Below are 15,639 nucleotides of genomic sequence, written 5' to 3' on the forward strand. Positions count from 1 at the left end.
CCCGCTCCGCGGGAGCGCTGGCGTGGGGCTGCGCCCCACGCTCACCCGCCCTGCTGCGCAGGGCGGGTGACACTCCGTCCGCTGCGCTCCCGGAGCGCAGGCCTTCGCTGCGCTCCGGCCCAGTGGGTCCGCTTCGTCCCCCACCCAACGGCCCTTCCGGCTTCGCCTCCAGAACCGTCAAGGCCCGCTACAGCGGGAGGTGCTGCGGTGCGTGGGGGTTCGAGCCTGAGGGCATGCTTCAAAGTAAGATGCAGCTTTAGTCTGGAACGGGTGAGCCACACCGATCCCGCCTCCGCCCCGCTGCCTCTTCTGCCGCGTGCGAGGAACGGTCCAAGACATCCAGAGTTCGAGGAGAAATAGGGTTGAGTCCTAACGACCTGGCACCAGGTCGTTAGGGGCCTGATTAGCGAACCCAAGGGGCATGGATGGAAGAGTTCTTCGATTCTCTGGAGCAGGCAGTAGCCGAACGCAACTGGTACGCCGCTCTGACGCTGAGCCTGACTCTGCCGGACATCTGCGCTCAGGCGGATCAACCGGGAAACCAAACTGGGGGTCGCGAGTACCGAGCATGGGTCGAGAAGCACCTTGTTCCCACCTACACGAGGAACATCGGCTTCCCTCCCCAGCCGCACACCTTCTTGTCGGCCCATGACTGCTACGCGTTGCGGTGTGCACTACTCCATGGCGGCTCAACCGATATTGAGGGGCAGCGTGCCCGGAAGATCCTGAAGGACTTCACCTTCCTCACGCCGGGCCCTCGGCAAATCAGTTGGCACCGGAACCAAGTGAACGAAACTCTCTACTTGATGGTGGACGAGTTCGCTCAAGACGTGGTCCAAGCGGCCCGGACGTGGTGGGCCGGGATGACAAAGGAACAGAAGCTGGCAGCCCAGCGCCCCTTGATCAGGCTGCTCGAGGCCGACTCCGTCAGCGGCATCTAGTGGCGAGGCGTCCGCCGCCGGCCGACGCGTCGGGCTCCGGAACATAGCGCGCAGGCACAGCAGTGGGCCGAGCAGGACTTCTGCTCGGCCCACTGCTGTCTGGTCTCAGCGGCGGGTTGTGTACATGTGCAGGATGTCGCCCATCGGCTCTTCCGTGCCATCCGGGTTCTTCTGGATGCCGGGGCCCGTGTTGAAGCGCAGCGTGGGCCCTCGCTTGGTCAGCTGGACCCTGTCGAGCGCAGCATGCCGGTCCGGGTGTCCGACGACCACCTGCTCGCAGGTGTCCGTGAGGTCCTGGTTGCAGTTGATCACTCGGCTGAGCTTGACCTCTTCCGCGGATGTGCCTTGGCCAGGGACGAGGACGAGCTGGGCCGTGGGGCTGACCGGGAACCTGATCTCGTGAGCTCCCTCCAGGCCGAACCCGCGGTAGGCGTCACTCGGAGCATCCGGGCGCCAGAGTACGAGGGGCGCGTCGGAGGTGAGGAAGATCGGCTTACGGCAGGTCTCGAGCCGCCAATGCCGAGCACGGTACTGCGGGATACACACCTGGACGGAGCTGAGTGTCGCGGTGACCGCTTCGTCGTGGGTGGGGTCGTTGCCGCCGTTCATCTCTCGCGTGCCGTGGTAGTAATCCCAGGCCCCCTGGGCTTCGGCTGCCCGTGGCGGGTGGCCGAGATGCTCGCGTGTGAGGTACTCGGTCATCAGCGCCAGGTCGACGTCCCGGCCGTTCGCGTAGGCGGTGACGTTGCGCCCGAAGAGCGCGCCGGTGCGCTTCCGTGGAGTCCGGGCCATCTGCACAGCCAGGTAGAGGCAGAGCAGCTCACGGTCGTCGTTGCCGACGATCGGAGGCATTCCCGTCTCGTCTATCCGGCGCAGGGCCGCGAGGCCTTGCCCTTCCAGGCCACTGAGCTCGTGCTCGATGGCCGTGGAAGGCATGCCGTTGTCGTCCGTGATCGTGTAGAAGCCGGTCTCGGCTGCGACGTTCTTGACGTTGGCGAGGTGTGTCTTCGGCGGGCACCGACGCCTCACCCTGACCATGTCGTCTCGACCGAACCGTGCCAAATAGCTCTGAGGCACATAGTGATGAAGCTTCGGTGCAGACACATCACCCAGCGTAAGCGGCCCGGCACTGAGCAACCACGGAGTTTCCCGTGACGCGCCCGACAGTTGCTCCCTCACGGCCTGGTCATGCTCCTGATGCCCGTGCCCACTGGCGCACGGTCCTCCACACCAGCCACGGCTGTCCTCGGCTACGGCTGATCTTTCGCTCGGGTGATGTAGTCCAGTGCAGCGGCTAGCCGGGCACAGCCCTCGTCGCCTTCCGTACCGACCCAGAGAGCTGCGTCCAAGTTGGCCGCGGTATAGCCCAGTAGGTGTCGGCGGTAGCCAACGCTGTCATGCTCTGCGACCCGCAAGTGGGCAAGGAGCTGCTGAGGCGTGGGATGTTCGGGGAGGGCCATGCCGGCCTGCCCGGCAGCCAGAGCGATCTGAGTGAGGGTCGCGGAGACGTATGGGCCGTTGGCCAACTGGGATTCTGCCGGTTCGTGCCTTCGGGCAGGGTGAGGAATGGCAAGCGTGTCCTTGGGTGGATGGGCTGCTGCGCGTTTCGGCGTTGTGGCCATGGGACCCCTGCGCAATTCGGGCTCCGGTCCTGCCCGTCGGCTGGTGGGAGCTCAGCTTGGCGCAATGTCGGCCGAGATGTCGGGCGGGCATTGCGCGCGGATCGTGATATCCGTTGAGGCTGGCTTGGGTGTTCGGCAGCCGCGTGACTGCGGCTGCCGAACATGTGCACATGGAGGTGTTCAGGCCGCGCGTGACGCCCAGGCGTACGGGAGCAAGGGACTGCCATCCCTCATCCAGTAACAGAACTCCTGGGCGTCGCGGAGCACTCCGGTACCGGTGGCTCGCCCGGGCTCGATTGCGAAGTGATCGAGCTCAAGCAGGACGTGGTCACCGACTTGTGCACTACGGCCGAGGTCGAGCAGAACCCTGCCGTTGCAGGATGCGATCAGCTTCCAGGGGCGCTTCCACTCAAAGGTGACCCGGGCTCCGTGGCGTGTGGTCAGGAGCAGGTCGCCTCTGTCGTGCTGGTTGATCGTGCAGAAGACCCACAGCAGGCCTGAGGCGTGCGCGAGTTCCTTGCCGTGGGTGTTGGGTACGGTCTCTTTGGATTGCTGGAACTCACACTTGGTGCCGTCGCGGGCAAGTAGGTCCAGACGCCTGCGGCCGTCGGCCGTGCGGATCTCAGATCGGGTGCTGCCGACGATCCGCTGGTAGGACAGGGTCCACTGTTTACGTTCCTGAAGGGTGTGGACCGGCGTGTGGACCAGCGCGAAGGGTTGGGAAGTGGTCACGCGGCCTTCCCGAAGCCGAAGCGGTCCAGGAATTCGCGGAGCTTCTTCCGGTTCAAGGCATGGCTCGCGAGGTCGATCTTCTCGCCGATCACGATGTCCTCCACGCTGGTGCCCTCGGTGTACTTCTCCTTGTTCTGGGCCACGAGTTCAAGAACGTCGTAGAAGTTCCGCAGTTGCACGGAGTCGCGGTTGATCGTCCTGATGGTGTCCCGGTGGTCCTTTGCCCGGCGCTTCGCCTCCTCGACGATGTCGCTGTCGTTCTCGAGTGTCGCCAGCTGGCGCTCGTATCGCTGCAGCTGTTCGAAGCAGTAGGTGCGTGCGGCGTTGAGGGCTACCGCGATGAGGTCGGTCTTCGGTTGATCGCCGGGCGTGGCAGTCTCGGGGACGATGACGATCTTCAGTTCGCCGGTGTCAGGGTCGACCATTTCCACGCGCTGGCCGGGGATGAGCTTTTCCGGCAGTGGCTGCGGCTGGCTGACCCTGTGCGGGGGCAGCTTGGGGCCGTGCTGGTCGCGGGCGTGGGCCGCGTAGGCGGCCTTGAACGCGCGGTACAGGCCGGTGAGGTAGCGCTGTTGTTCGATGCGGGCGTAGGGGGCGTCCTTGGCGCCGATTCTCGGCATCTTCGTCATCAGGTACCCGACCACACCAGCCTGATTGTTGGGGTGCATGGCGAAGGCGTCAGACACGTCCTGGAACAGGACGAGTGCCACGCCCTGTTCTTCGCGCTCGTAGTCAGACGGGCCGACGAGGTCGGAGCCCTTGTGGGAGATGACGTGGTAGGCGGTCATGCTGCTTTTCCTTCCTTGTGGGTTGCTGCTCGCTCGGCGGCGAGCAGAAGTTCATGCCAGTGCGACACCGAGCCGCACAGCCGATTCAGAGCGGCAAGCTGCTCCGGCGGCAGGATCTGCACGATCTGCTGCGGATCAAGGTCCAGGGGCTTTTCGAGCGCCTTCATGGCCCTCAGGACCAAGGTCAAGACCGTCTCGACTGGCGAGGGGGCTTCATCTGGGCCGAAGGACCGCTCCTCGCATCCCTGGGCCTCGGTCTTGGCTTTGCGCAGAGCGGTTGAGGCACCGCGCAGGGCATCGAGGCCTCCTTCAGCGGCCAATTCCTCAAAGAACCGCTCAGGGCCGGTGGGGTCCTCGGCCAGCGTGCGCAGCACGGAGTCGACGACGTCTGGATCGGCACGCACGGCATCGACGACGGCTGCCCGAACGATGGGGTCGTCTCCGATGCTCTTCAAGACGTCAGCGGCTTCCCGCTGCGCCGGGAGCAGACCGTGCTGGCGCAGGTAGTCCTGGCCGGACAGGTATGGAGCTCCCCCTACCGCGGCTTGGCTCAGAGCCGCGATCAGAGTGTCGAAGCGTTCCTCGGCGCTCTCGGATCCCCCGTGCGTATGAAGGGCCACTTCGCGCAGCAACGTGTAGGAGACGGCGACGCCGGTGGCCGAGATCGCGGTGCGACGGTCGGGGGTGTACCAGGCAGCCACGCGCCGGTACTGGTCCGCTGCAGCCAGGCTGAGGTTGCGTTTCCGTGCGACTTCCTCCAACTGGCTGCGAACAGTCTGCGTCTGACTGTGCCGCGCCATCGGCACCTCCTCCAGGATCAAGTCGCCCTTGGCGAGCCGTGCCGCACACACCGCCGCCAGCCCCTCGGCCTCGCCAAGATTTAGGCGCTCCCACTCCGCATCAGCATTCTCTTCATCAGTCACGGCGGGATTGTGCGTGGTGAGGTCTGGCTCATCCGAGAAGTTCATGGCCCTGAAGCTAAAGGGCGCCACCGACAGCGCATCCCTCAAATGGCCTACATAAAGGCGCATCACGCGGATTCGTTCCCCGGAGCGGCCTAATCGTAAGAAGAAGAAGGAACGTCTCTCCGAACACCAATTCCCTCGCTGACGTTGGTAGTTGATGATTCAGATCCGATGTTCCTTCGCCCGAAAGAGTGTCGGCTGAAAGGCGGGCCATGGCGGCATTCTTGCCTCAAGTGCGAGAACGCGAGAGCTAACCACCCTCGGTCTAGGGATCTCGGGCACGACCTGGTCCAGCTCCTGGTGCTCCAGCGCGACCCGGTCGGATGGCGCTCAGCGGTCTGCTGCCTTCAGACGTCGCACAAGTACCGGCGGGCATCCCGTGTGGCGTCCACCCGGCGTGCTCAGTCGCCTTCCACCGTTCGTCGGTGAACTCCGTGGCGCAGCTGACGCAGACAGCATGCTTCCCGCTCGGCCTTCTGCTGCTCGGCCGCGGGGCACAACTGCTCCTCTTGATCCAGCCGCCGGATTCGTGCACGGCCCCGCGGCGTGTGTCGGCCACCTCGCGGCGGGGATTGCCGGGCGCAACGCTCCTTCAGCCGGAGCGCGACCTCATCCACGGCCCCGAACCCGGCCCAACTACCGGACAATTTTCGGGCGCCTTCAGGCGCCGATAGGACGCCATGTCGTCACTCAGAATAGTCCTCGATGCAGCCGGCGTCGGACGCTCCGGTCGGCATGGTGTGGAAGTCCGCGGCCGGGATTGTCTCCAGCCGCCAGGTGATGTCGCGCAGGTCGATGCCGCCGTAGTCGTTGCCGAAGGCGGCGTTATCGCCGTGGTCGAAGCGGAACTGCTCGAGGACGTCGTCCGGCCACGACAGAGCGGCCAACGCCGGATCGGCACGGAACTGGTCGTAGCTGTAGCTGAGGCCACCGGCGCGACGGCGGGTCATCAGCGGTCTGAGATCGCTGAGCTTCATGACACCAGATCTACAGGAGAGCCTCCGTGGTGTTGCCTCTGCTCCGGTCTCGTGACCTTGAGGTGGCGGGGTCGTTGGATCGGGTGACTCCATAGAGCCGGGCCCTGGGGATGTCATGGCTACTCCCCCGGGCCCGTGGAGAGTCCCAACGAAGCGCGGTCAGTCGAGGTCGGTGGTGCCAGAGACGGCACGGGGCCGATTGCGGGCCCGCTTCTTGAGGTCGCCGACGCGGTAGAGGAGTTCGGCGCCACGCTTGTCGACCGAGCCGGGGAAGGTGCGGTCATTGGCGCGGGCGTAGCACAACGCAGCGACTGTGATGTCCGGCAGGTGGTGCTGTTGGGCTTCGCGCAGCCCCACCCTCTGGTCGTCGTCGACCGGAGCCGGGTTCACCGACGTCGCCGCGGCACTGGCCGCGCTGTCGTCCAGGCGGGTGAGGCTCCACGCATCGTTCAGGAAATCGGCGGGCGAGCTGGCAGGCGCGGGCGGCTTCTGCAGCTGCACCGGGCTCGGTCGGGCCGGGACAACACCGTGCTCCTTGCCGGTGATCCCCTCGCCGGTGGTGGCCCACTCGCGGGCTTCGGCATCGGTGAAGAACAGCACCTGCGTCTCGCTGGCGGAACCGCCGATGACGACCTGGGCACGGCCCGGGTGCTTCGTGGACTTCGGCGCGGGGTGGACCTCGGGGGCGAGCATGCGCCAGGCGTTGAGGCTGTAGCGGGCCAGAATCCTCGTGGCGAACTGCTCGCGGACCTCCGGGCCGCCCAGGGCGCGGGCGGTCGCGGACTGGGCGACCAGAAGGACGTGCATGCGGACCTGGCGGCCCATGTAGAGGATCTCGTTGAGAGCGTCGACGGCCGGGACCTTCGGATCGCCCGACTCGCGGGTCCTCTCCCAGTAGCTCGCCAGCTGCTTCATGGTGGCGTTGACCTCTTCGAGGAGGATCAGCAGCCGCGGGCCGATGGCGTCCGGGCGGGCGTTGATGCCGAGTTTGTCGGCGAGGCGCACCCGCCTGCGGCCTTCCATGCCGAGCTCGATGAGCTGGTCGTGGATGTCGGCGATGTCGCGGCAGTAGGTGACGCCGGGAAGTCCGTGCGGGCTACGGTGCGACCCATGATGGAAGTCCTCATCGGTTCCGGAGCGGGCCTGTTGGGCGCCCTGATCGGCGCATGGGCAGCGCTACGCGCACGAGTGGCAGTGAAGGCCCGGGTGGAGGTGGTCGACCTCGCAGTGCTGTATCCGGATGCTCATGCGCACTCCGGCGACGAGGAAGAGGACGCCACCCGACAGCGGCTTGCCGAGGTCATGGAAATGCCAGGGCGGGTCCCCGTGGCCCTGGACATCAAGCTCCGCAACAGCGGTGGCCAAAGCGCCTACATCACAGAACTGTCCCTGGAAGTGTCTGATCCGCTGTACGCGCAGGCCGCACCACTAGAGGTGGCTGGTGGGCTACCGGAGAGCATGGGGGCGTCTACGGCCACTTACCACCTGCGCCTGCCATCGGCTGGCCTCCAGGATTGTCTGGATGCACTCCCCCACATCCGGCGGGAGCTCGGCCTTCAATGATCAGCTCCTGGTTCAGCGACCGGCTGTCAGAGGAATCGACGCGATCGGCTCCCACTTGATCGTCGCGCCGTCGATGGACATGTGAGGGTAGCGGCTGGCCGCCGGCCGGAAGGCGGCGCGCTGCTCCTGCGTGAGCTGGGTGATGCTGTCCACCAGGCGGTAAATACTCACGGACGAAGGACGGGCCCGGCCGGATGCGGTCGGGCCCCTCGTACTCACCGCGCCTTCGGCAGCCTGCCGAGCACGAGGCGATCCTCGCCCCGACCGACGACTCGCCACACCGCCTTGCCCGCCCCGTGCTTGGTCAGCAGGGGCAGGGCCGTGGTCGCCACGGTGATCCGGTAGCCCACGTTCGACAAGCCGCTGGCCTGCTCGTGGAATTCGGTCTCGCGGGTCGTCGGCGCCGCGCGGCGCGGCGCGGGCGCGAAGACGAACAGCACCGGCGGGAAGGGACGCTCCAGGAATGGCCCCGCGTACGTCTCCTGCCAGTGGCTGCGCGGAGCTCGGGCAGCGTTGCCGCGCCCGGACGCCGGCGCGCCGCGGTAGGCGTCGTAGCGCTCCAGCTTGGCGATCAGCCGGGCGTACGACATCGTCCGGTCGATCTCCACGAACGCGCTCGTGCCGTTGGTGAGGAGCACGACGCCATCGGGCACGAGGTTCCCGGCCGGGGTGGGGTGGGCGACTTCCACCTGCCAGTCGCCCAACTCGGCTGCCTGCGCCTTCTGGAAGGCGATGACGGTGTCGACCAGGGCGAGGCCGTGCTCGCGCAGACCCGTCTTCGCCGCGGCGCGCTGCCCGGTGGCCCGGCCGGCGCGCGGGGGAAGTTCGCCGGAGGCGGCGGCTTCGGCCAGGCCCGCCGGGGTGCAGTGCCAGTAGCTCTGCTGCGCGCGGTGGGTGCGGCCGACCAGCGCTGGGGATTCGGCGAGCAGGTTGCGCAGCGCGCGGCGGACGTGGTCGGTGTCCTGCTGGTGCGGCAGCAGGAGCGCCTTGAGTTGTCGGGGCGTGGCCAGGCGCAGCTGGGCGAGGCAGAGGAGGGCCTCGCCGCGGATCTCCGCGCCCGCTTTCGCCGCCGCGGCCTTGCGGGCCCGGGACGCTTCTCCTGGTGCATCAGTACAAGGAGAAGAGGAGTTGCAATCGTCCGGACCGGCCGGGTGGGCGGTCTGATCAGGGACAACGCTCAGGCGGTCGCCAACGGCTGCGGGGCTGGGAGCGGGGCTTGCCGCAGGGCTCGCAGCGGGGCCCGCTGTCGCGGCGGTGTCCGCCGGGCGGTGCGGAGTACTCGGGGTGGGTGCGGTGTTCATCGCTGTCTCAGCATTCTCCGGCTGCAACAGGCCGGGACGGTGGCAGGTCCGGCCCGCACGCGTGCGGCGTACGAGCCGGGGCCACCGTGCGAGCCCACCCCTTGTCCGCGGTCTGTTCGCCACCGCCACTGCTGTCCGTTACGTCCTGTCGCCACCCCTTGTCCGATCAGTTTGTCCGTGACCGGAACCACAGCGGTGCGACGACGTGCTCCTGGTGCTCGATGAGGGGGGTGGCCCTTTTGATCGGCTCCATCGGTCTGCGCAGCTCAGCATCGGTTCTGCGATCAGATCGCGATTGACTCTGATCGGCTGCGTGGGCCGATCGCTGTCAATCACATGCCGATCAGGGCCGATCAGCTGGCCGATCGCGACGCCGCTGAGGCCGGACCCGATCCGCGAGCCTGCCGACGCACCGGTGCGATGGGTTGTACGCGATGTAGCGCACTCCCCCGCCCACCGGTGCGCACCACGGTGGAGGCCGCGCACCGGATGCGCACGATGTCCCGCACCGCGCGCACCGACGACGTCGTTCACCGCGCGGTGCGCACCACGGTGACCTCCACCGGGTTCGATGCCGGGCGCTCCGCCCGATGGCGCGCACCCGATGCCGGGTGCACCGCACCGTGCGCACCCGCATCGAGACCACGCACCGTGACCAGGTGCAAGGGAGAGGTCTCCCCTGCGATGCCGCGCATCGCGGGCCAGTGCAGGCCGTCTCCGGAGCGGTAGCGGACGTGGTCAAGGGGAAACATCGAAAACTCGCACCTGGACAAGGGTTGCTTTTCTGCGAGAGCGGCGCCCTGGGCGCGGGGTAGCGGAGCTGGACAAGGGGTGCGCACCAGGTGCCCGGCATCCGATGTGGGCACGTTCCGTGTGCGCACCGAGTGCGGTGCACCGGAAGTGGAGGCCACCGTCGCACGCACCAAGGTGCGCATCGTGCGGTGCGCCGCGCGCGGCCGGGAGTGCGCAGCATCGCCTCCGTGCGCATCAGGGTGGGCACCGCAGAGTGCACGACATCGTCGGTGCGCGCACCGGGTGCGCACGGTGCGGTGCATCGTGCGCACCCAGAAGTGGACGGCGTGGCGGGCCTTCACGGACGCGCGCCCGGTGCAGGGCCGGGACCGCCATCGTGTCGATGCTGCTCGTGCCCCGGGCGGTGCGCGGCATCGGGCCGGGTAGTCGGGGGCGCGGCCCGGTCAGCGTGGTCCTGTACGTCGCGGCGGCGAGCTTCGGCCTCGCGGGTGAAGGCGGCCAGGCGGTCCAGGCTCTCTGGGGTCCGTAGCCAGGTCGCCGCGTCCGTCGTACGGCCCTCCAGGTGCTCTTCGGGCATCGCGGCCTGCTGGTGGTCGTGGACAGCGGCGGCCTTCTGCGCCCGGGTGAGCGCGGCGTCCCGGCCGGAGTGGTCGACTCCGTGGGGCGCGACCACCGCGACCTCGAGGTCGCGGTGGTCGGCGGGTACGGCGCGCTCGGTTCTTCCGTATGCGCATCCACGTGGCTGCCACAGCCACGACCGTCACATGGTGCGGCGCGGCTGGGTCCGCTCCCTACGGCCACGCCGCAGCCTCACACCCTTGTTGGACCTCTTGAATCGTGCTGGCATAGCCACCTGCGATCAGCTTCAGGGGGCGGCATGGACGTTAAAGGCGTGCAGGGATCCATCACCTTCGACGGCGAATGGATCACCATCACGAAGAAGGAAATCGGCAAGACTGCGCGGGAGTTCCGGCTACGGGCCAAAGACGTATCCGGGACGCGGCTCAAGCCCGCCACCCGTCTTTTCCACGGCTACGTCCAATTCGTCCTGCCCGGCTCATCCCCGGCTGAGGAATCCCGAAGCCTCGTCACGGGCGGACGTCCCCCACAATCCGATCCCCACAGCCTGTCCATCCCACACCGCAGCAACGACGCCGCAGCCAAACTGATCGCAGCCATCGAGCAAGCACTACCCTGACCAGTCAGAAGCTGTCCTACGCGAGCTCACGCGGGTGTCGTCACAGTGAGGACGCGACCGTCGCTCAGGCCGACGGAATCGGCTTCTCGGTCCGCCTCGCACAGGATGCCGGTCGGGATTGTCGAGGAGGTGGTTGTACGCGAAAACGATCAGGCGACACTCGGTCAGGACCAAGAAGCACCCCTGCAGAGCGCGGCTTGCCGCTGGTCCGCTGGTCCGCTGGTGCTGCGGGCCGCAATCACCACCAATGGTTGGTCGCCCTCGGGGAGCAACTCCTGTATCCGCGCGCGGGATTTCCAGGTCTGTCCGCTGAAGGTCGCGGGCCACCATGCCGACATTAAGAAGCCATAGACGACCAGGCCCTGGCTGGCAGCCACGACCCGCACGAGGCACCACGTGAGCACCGGGAACCCCACCCACAGGGCACCGAACAAGACCAGCCGCCTCTGGATCCCCCTGCGCGCTGCTTGGCGGATCCGTACGTCGCTGGGGGTTCTCGATGCAAGCTCCTCACTGCATGGGCGCCGGCCTTCACTCACGCCGCGACGGTCTGATAGGACGGGAGACTTGGGGGAATACGGCGCCGGCCATGGCACCGGCCAGGGCGCCGATGGCCGCAGCTACCGGGATGCTCCAGTCGAAGCTCATATCGAGGAGTCTTTGTCCCACACCGAACAGGGCACCCACCGCTGCTCCGGTGGCCGCGCCCCTCTTGCGGGAATACTGGGTCGCCATGTCTTCATCCGCCTTTTGAAACGTCATGGTGGTGGGGGCACCGCGCTAGGCGGTGCCCCCGGTGGTCAGCGGCTCATGGTTCCCAGGACTAGGGCAGGTACCTTCCCATGCCCCACTTGAGTGGGGCTATCCCCCCTCCGAGGAACCCGCCGTAGAAAGCGTCCTTCCGTTCCTCGGGGCTACCGCCTCCCACCGCTGAGCCGATCGATGCGCCTGACGCGGCGCCCAGCCCGCCGACGACAGCGCCGGCCACGACACAGCCCACACCGGCCGTGGCGCCGCAGAACACAGCCACGGAGGCGACACCGGCTACACCCCCGACCGCGCCCCCAACGATCTCGAGGGCATCTCCCCAACCGAACAGGCCGGTCGGGTCGATGATGTTGGTGGGGTCGCCGGAGGCGTACAGGTACGGGTTGGCCTCGAGGCCCGAGGGGTCGGGCTGGGTGAAGCGGCCGACGTTCGGGTCGTAGAAGCGGGCCTTGTAGTGGTAGAGGCCGGTGGGGTCCTGGTAGCCGCTGGCGAAGCGGTAGGGCTGGGGGACCTTCTCGGTGGCGTTGGTGACGCCGCGGGGGCTGTAGGTGTAGGTGTTGACCTTTTCGCCGTCCGCGTTCACCACGGCCTCAATCGTTCCGAGCGAGTCCGCGAGGTAGTAGTACGTCTTGTCCTGGGTGCGGAACGAGTTGAGGGTTCCGCCGGCCTCGCGGGTGAAGTTCGTGTCCACTCCGCCGGCGGTCTGGGAGGACAGGCCGAGCGGGCCGTGGTGGAAGGCCGTGCTGCCGAACTGGGTGCGCTCGGAGTTGTCGGTGCTGGCGTAGCGGCCCGTGTAGGTGGTCCCGCCCTGGGTGAGGGAGGTCTGCTGGGAGAAGTCGCTCCACGCGCCGGCCGTGCGGGTCGTGTCCGCCGTCGGGGCGGCAGCTGTCTCGTTGCCGGCCTGGTCGTAGGACCAGTTCGCGCTCGAGCCGTTCTTGCCGGTGATCTGGGAGGCGGCGTTGTAGGTGTAGGTGGTGCCGCCCGGGCAGCCGGCCGCGGTGCCCTGGGAGGTGAGGTTGCCGGCCTTGTCGTAGCAGTAGAGCCAGCTGTTGTTGGTCGCCGTGCCCTTGGTCTCCTTGGTGAAGGTCAGGCGCCCGGCGGAGTCATAGTCGTAGGTGCGCTTCAGCCCTGAGGCGGCGTCGGTCCGGGTGCGGATCTTCGTGCCGTCCTTGGTGGTACTGCCGCTGGTGTAGGCGTAGCTGTAGGTGAGGTCCATCAGGGTGCCCTTGGGCGAGGTGGCCTTGATGGCCTCGGCCCGGTTGGATTTGTCGCGGCTGATGGACTGGACCGTGCCGCCCGGGTAACTGATTTTAGTACGGGCGTCGTTGCCGTTGTACTCGTAGCCGGTCTTCTGGCCGAAGGGATCGGTTAGCGACTCCAGCTTGTTGGTCTTGTTGTAGGTGTAGCGGACAGTTCCGGAGGGGTCCTTGTATGTCTCGACGTTTCCGTCGGCCGTATAGGTGAGCACGGTCTGGGAGCCGTCCTGCAGGGTGCGGATCGTCTCCCGGCTCAGCGGGTCGAAGTCATACTTCGTGATGCCGGTGGCGTCGGAGCGTTGCTTGAGGTTCCCGTCCCCGTCATAGGCGTAGGACACGGTCGCATTCGTGCTGGAGACCTTCGTGATCCTGTCCCGGTTGTCATAGACGTAGACCGTCTTGATGCCGCGACCATCGGTGGAGGTCTCCGCACGGCCCAGACTGTCGTAGGTGTAGCTGGTCGCGCCCAGGGGCCCCGGCGGGGTTGCCTTGGCCAGATTGCCCTTGGCGTCGTAGGAGAACTTGGTGGCGTTCTCGTTGGCGTCCTTCACCTCGCACCGCTGGCCCTCGAAGCCCCCGCAGGTGGGGGTGGCCGGGTTGTAGGAGAAGGAGCGGCTGCCGCCCTCGGTCCCGGAGACCGTCTCCTTCTTGGTGTTGCCGGCGCTGTCGTAGCTGTAGCTGACCGACACGCCGTCAGCGGTGGTGAGCTTTCCTGGCACGTCCGCACCGGCGATGGTCTGGTAGCCGGAGAGTGCGGAGGTCGCCCCGGTCGGCAGCTTTGACGAGGTCGGATTCGAGCGGGCGTCCCATCCGTACGCGGTGACGTTGCCGGGCGAGCCGCCCACGCCCATACCGTCGGCGGCAGTTGCCACGTTGCGGTTGGCGTCGTAGGTACGGTCTCGGGCTCGTCCCAGGGCGTCGGTGACCTTGGTGATCTCGCCGTCGGCAGCGTAGGTGTAAGTCGTGGTGTCGCCCACGGGGTCCGTGACGGTAGTGGTACCCGCCTTGTTCGGAGCATCGGCCGAATAGTCGTAGAGGTAGGTGGGGCCGGTCTCACCGGATCCGTCGAAGGCCGTGGCCCGCTTCATCGACCTCACACGGTTGTGACCGTCGTAGGTGAAGACGGTTACCCGGCCTTCCGGGGTGGTGATCTTCGTCAGACGGCGGTCCGTGTCATACCCGAAGTCGGTGGCCTTGCCCTCCGCGTCGGTCGTCTTGGACAGATCCCCGGCCGCATTGAGGTCGTAGACGACCGTGCGACCACTGTTGTCCTTGGCCTGCCACTGCGAGGCGTCAGTCTTCGTCAGGTCGATGAAGCGGCCCGAGCGGGACTCGGTGAGCTTGAAGCCGGTGGCCTCAGTACCGTTGTTGTGCTGCTCAACCCTGATGCTGCCGCCATTGCGGTCACCCACCTTCAGCAGAGTCCCCGAGGCGCTGTAGGTGTCCTTCGCGCCCGAGCCGCGCTCGGTCACCGTGTACTCACCGCTGGACGTTTTCTTCAGATCCAGGCGGTAGCCCTCGGGTGTGGTGAACGTGCCGTCTGCCTTCTTGGGGAAGGAAACCGAGCCTCCCGTGGCGTCGTAGAGCACCACCTTGTCGGTCTCTACCTGCAGATAGCGCTCGTAGCCCTGCCACCAGCGCTGTGAAACCTTCCCCCACGGGGCATCGAGAGAGTTGTAGGTGCGCGTGAGCTGCAGGGACTGGCCAACTCCGGCGACCTGGAAGTCCGTGGCGGCGAGCATGAGGTTGCCGGTCGAGTAATTGACGCGCGCCACCAGAGAGTCCGTCACCCGGACATCGGAGATCCGGTGCCAGGGCACCTGCCCCTGCCCCTTGGGCACCACGGCTTCCAGGGCCTTCGCGCTGCGCTTCGCCTGCCCCGTGGCAGCATGCGCGCGATCCTTCTGCTCGGCGCGCCATCGTGCGAGTTCGGGCGTCGGCTCGCGCTCACTGACGGAGGCGGGCGCTTTGGTCTTACCGACCTTGACCGGCGGCATCTGCGCCTGGGCACCGTCCTTGCCCCAGGCCGAGGACGGTCCCACGGGATCGCCCTGGGCGAAGGCCGCGGGTATCACTCCAGCCATCAGCGCCGCAGCGACCGATGCCGCCAGGGCAGTGCGTCTTACGCGAATCCTTTTGCGTCTGTGCGGTGTTCCTGTGGTGCGTGAAGACATGCTTCTCCCTCAGGAATGCACCCCAGCAGCCCCCACGGCCACTGGGTGAACAAAGGTCAACTAATCAGCCACGCACAGTAATCGCACAGGCCGTTCACGTGGGTTGCCCACTATTTGAGCCCCGTTCAAACGTGCGAAAGCGACAAGTGGCCCGCCAACCAAACGCCGCAGCCACGCTGCGGCACCACGACCAGCCAAGAGTGCTCACAGGCGGACTTCGGCCTGAATCAGGCGCGCAGCCTCATCCAGCGGCCCCACTGAACTCCGTCATGCCCGCTTGGGCTCGTACGGGCTCCAGCCCCGCAGGTAGGGGCGCAGGCCCTCTGGTGTGATCGTCGCAGGGTCCGGTAGACCGGGGTTTCGGGGCAGGGGGTCGATGCGATCGGCGTAGGCCCGGGCCCAGGCGGTCCATGAAATGGCCGCTTCGGCCGCGCCGGAGGTGACGTGGTGGTCCTCGATCGCGTCGCAGTAGGCGCGCGGATGGCGGTGGCTTCCTGCCAGGCCTGCACCTGTGTGCGCAGGGCTTTCAGCCGGTGTTCTTCCAGCAGGGCGATGCGGGCCTGCCGCATCGCGGTCAGCCATTGTTGGCGTGTCTCCTCCT

Annotated in this window: 14 protein-coding genes; 3 read left to right on the plus strand and 11 right to left on the minus strand. The window is 67.1% G+C overall.

The window, feature by feature from the left end; all coding sequences use genetic code 11:
- Positions 1 to 425: 425 nt before the first annotated feature.
- Positions 426 to 941, plus strand: coding sequence for a hypothetical protein (locus ABZ833_RS41210; RefSeq protein ID WP_361058364.1), 516 nt, complete (start codon positions 426 to 428; stop codon positions 939 to 941).
- Positions 942 to 1,046: 105 nt separating this feature from the next.
- Here the strand turns inward: ABZ833_RS41210 and ABZ833_RS41215 are convergent, their stop codons facing one another.
- The 6 genes from ABZ833_RS41215 to ABZ833_RS41240 form a co-directional block, all read right to left on the minus strand.
- Positions 1,047 to 2,120 carry a DUF4238 domain-containing protein gene (locus tag ABZ833_RS41215; RefSeq protein ID WP_361058366.1) on the minus strand — a complete coding sequence of 358 codons (1,074 nt, stop codon included), beginning with the start codon at positions 2,118 to 2,120 and terminating at the stop codon, positions 1,047 to 1,049.
- 623 nt (positions 2,121 to 2,743) lie between these two features.
- Complete coding sequence (locus ABZ833_RS41220) at positions 2,744 to 3,295, minus strand: hypothetical protein (protein ID WP_361058368.1); 552 nt, start codon at positions 3,293 to 3,295, stop codon at positions 2,744 to 2,746.
- Positions 3,292 to 4,083 carry a hypothetical protein gene (locus tag ABZ833_RS41225; RefSeq protein ID WP_361058370.1) on the minus strand — a complete coding sequence of 264 codons (792 nt, stop codon included), beginning with the start codon at positions 4,081 to 4,083 and terminating at the stop codon, positions 3,292 to 3,294. Before ABZ833_RS41225 ends, ABZ833_RS41220 begins: the two co-directional genes overlap by 4 nt.
- A complete protein-coding gene (locus ABZ833_RS41230; protein ID WP_361058372.1) occupies positions 4,080 to 5,051 on the minus strand; it encodes a hypothetical protein in 972 nt (323 codons plus the stop codon). The genes ABZ833_RS41225 and ABZ833_RS41230 overlap by 4 nt, the downstream gene beginning before the upstream one ends.
- A 683-nt stretch (positions 5,052 to 5,734) precedes the next feature.
- Entirely contained in the window at positions 5,735 to 6,025 is a 291-nt protein-coding gene (locus ABZ833_RS41235) for a hypothetical protein (RefSeq protein ID WP_361058374.1), read from the minus strand.
- A gap of 159 nt (positions 6,026 to 6,184) precedes the next feature.
- Positions 6,185 to 7,048, minus strand: coding sequence for a hypothetical protein (locus ABZ833_RS41240; protein WP_361058376.1), 864 nt, complete (start codon positions 7,046 to 7,048; stop codon positions 6,185 to 6,187).
- 87 nt (positions 7,049 to 7,135) lie between these two features.
- Between ABZ833_RS41240 and ABZ833_RS41245 the strand changes: the two genes are divergently transcribed.
- Positions 7,136 to 7,588, plus strand: a complete 453-nt coding sequence (locus tag ABZ833_RS41245) for a hypothetical protein (protein WP_361058378.1) — start codon at positions 7,136 to 7,138, stop codon at positions 7,586 to 7,588.
- A gap of 12 nt (positions 7,589 to 7,600) precedes the next feature.
- Here ABZ833_RS41245 and ABZ833_RS41250 read toward each other — a convergent pair whose 3' ends face one another.
- The 4 genes from ABZ833_RS41250 to ABZ833_RS41265 form a co-directional block, all read right to left on the minus strand.
- Entirely contained in the window at positions 7,601 to 7,741 is a 141-nt protein-coding gene (locus tag ABZ833_RS41250; protein WP_361058380.1) for a hypothetical protein, read from the minus strand.
- A gap of 62 nt (positions 7,742 to 7,803) precedes the next feature.
- Positions 7,804 to 8,889 (minus strand): replication-relaxation family protein, encoded by a 1,086-nt coding sequence (locus tag ABZ833_RS41255; protein ID WP_361058382.1) that lies wholly within the window; start codon positions 8,887 to 8,889, stop codon positions 7,804 to 7,806.
- 530 nt (positions 8,890 to 9,419) lie between these two features.
- Positions 9,420 to 9,641 (minus strand): hypothetical protein, encoded by a 222-nt coding sequence (locus ABZ833_RS41260; RefSeq protein ID WP_361058384.1) that lies wholly within the window; start codon positions 9,639 to 9,641, stop codon positions 9,420 to 9,422.
- Positions 9,642 to 9,979: 338 nt separating this feature from the next.
- Entirely contained in the window at positions 9,980 to 10,315 is a 336-nt protein-coding gene (locus ABZ833_RS41265; RefSeq protein WP_361058386.1) for a hypothetical protein, read from the minus strand.
- A gap of 204 nt (positions 10,316 to 10,519) precedes the next feature.
- Between ABZ833_RS41265 and ABZ833_RS41270 the strand changes: the two genes are divergently transcribed.
- Complete coding sequence (locus ABZ833_RS41270) at positions 10,520 to 10,840, plus strand: DUF4429 domain-containing protein (RefSeq protein ID WP_361058388.1); 321 nt, start codon at positions 10,520 to 10,522, stop codon at positions 10,838 to 10,840.
- Between the two features lie 823 nt (positions 10,841 to 11,663).
- Here ABZ833_RS41270 and ABZ833_RS41275 read toward each other — a convergent pair.
- On the minus strand, positions 11,664 to 14,948 hold the full coding sequence (locus ABZ833_RS41275; RefSeq protein WP_361058390.1) for an RHS repeat-associated core domain-containing protein: 3,285 nt from the start codon (positions 14,946 to 14,948) through the stop codon (positions 11,664 to 11,666).
- Positions 14,949 to 15,639 lie beyond the last annotated feature (691 nt).

The organism is Streptomyces sp. NPDC047525, from assembly GCF_040643025.1.
Classification (GTDB): domain Bacteria; phylum Actinomycetota; class Actinomycetes; order Streptomycetales; family Streptomycetaceae; genus Streptomyces; species Streptomyces durmitorensis.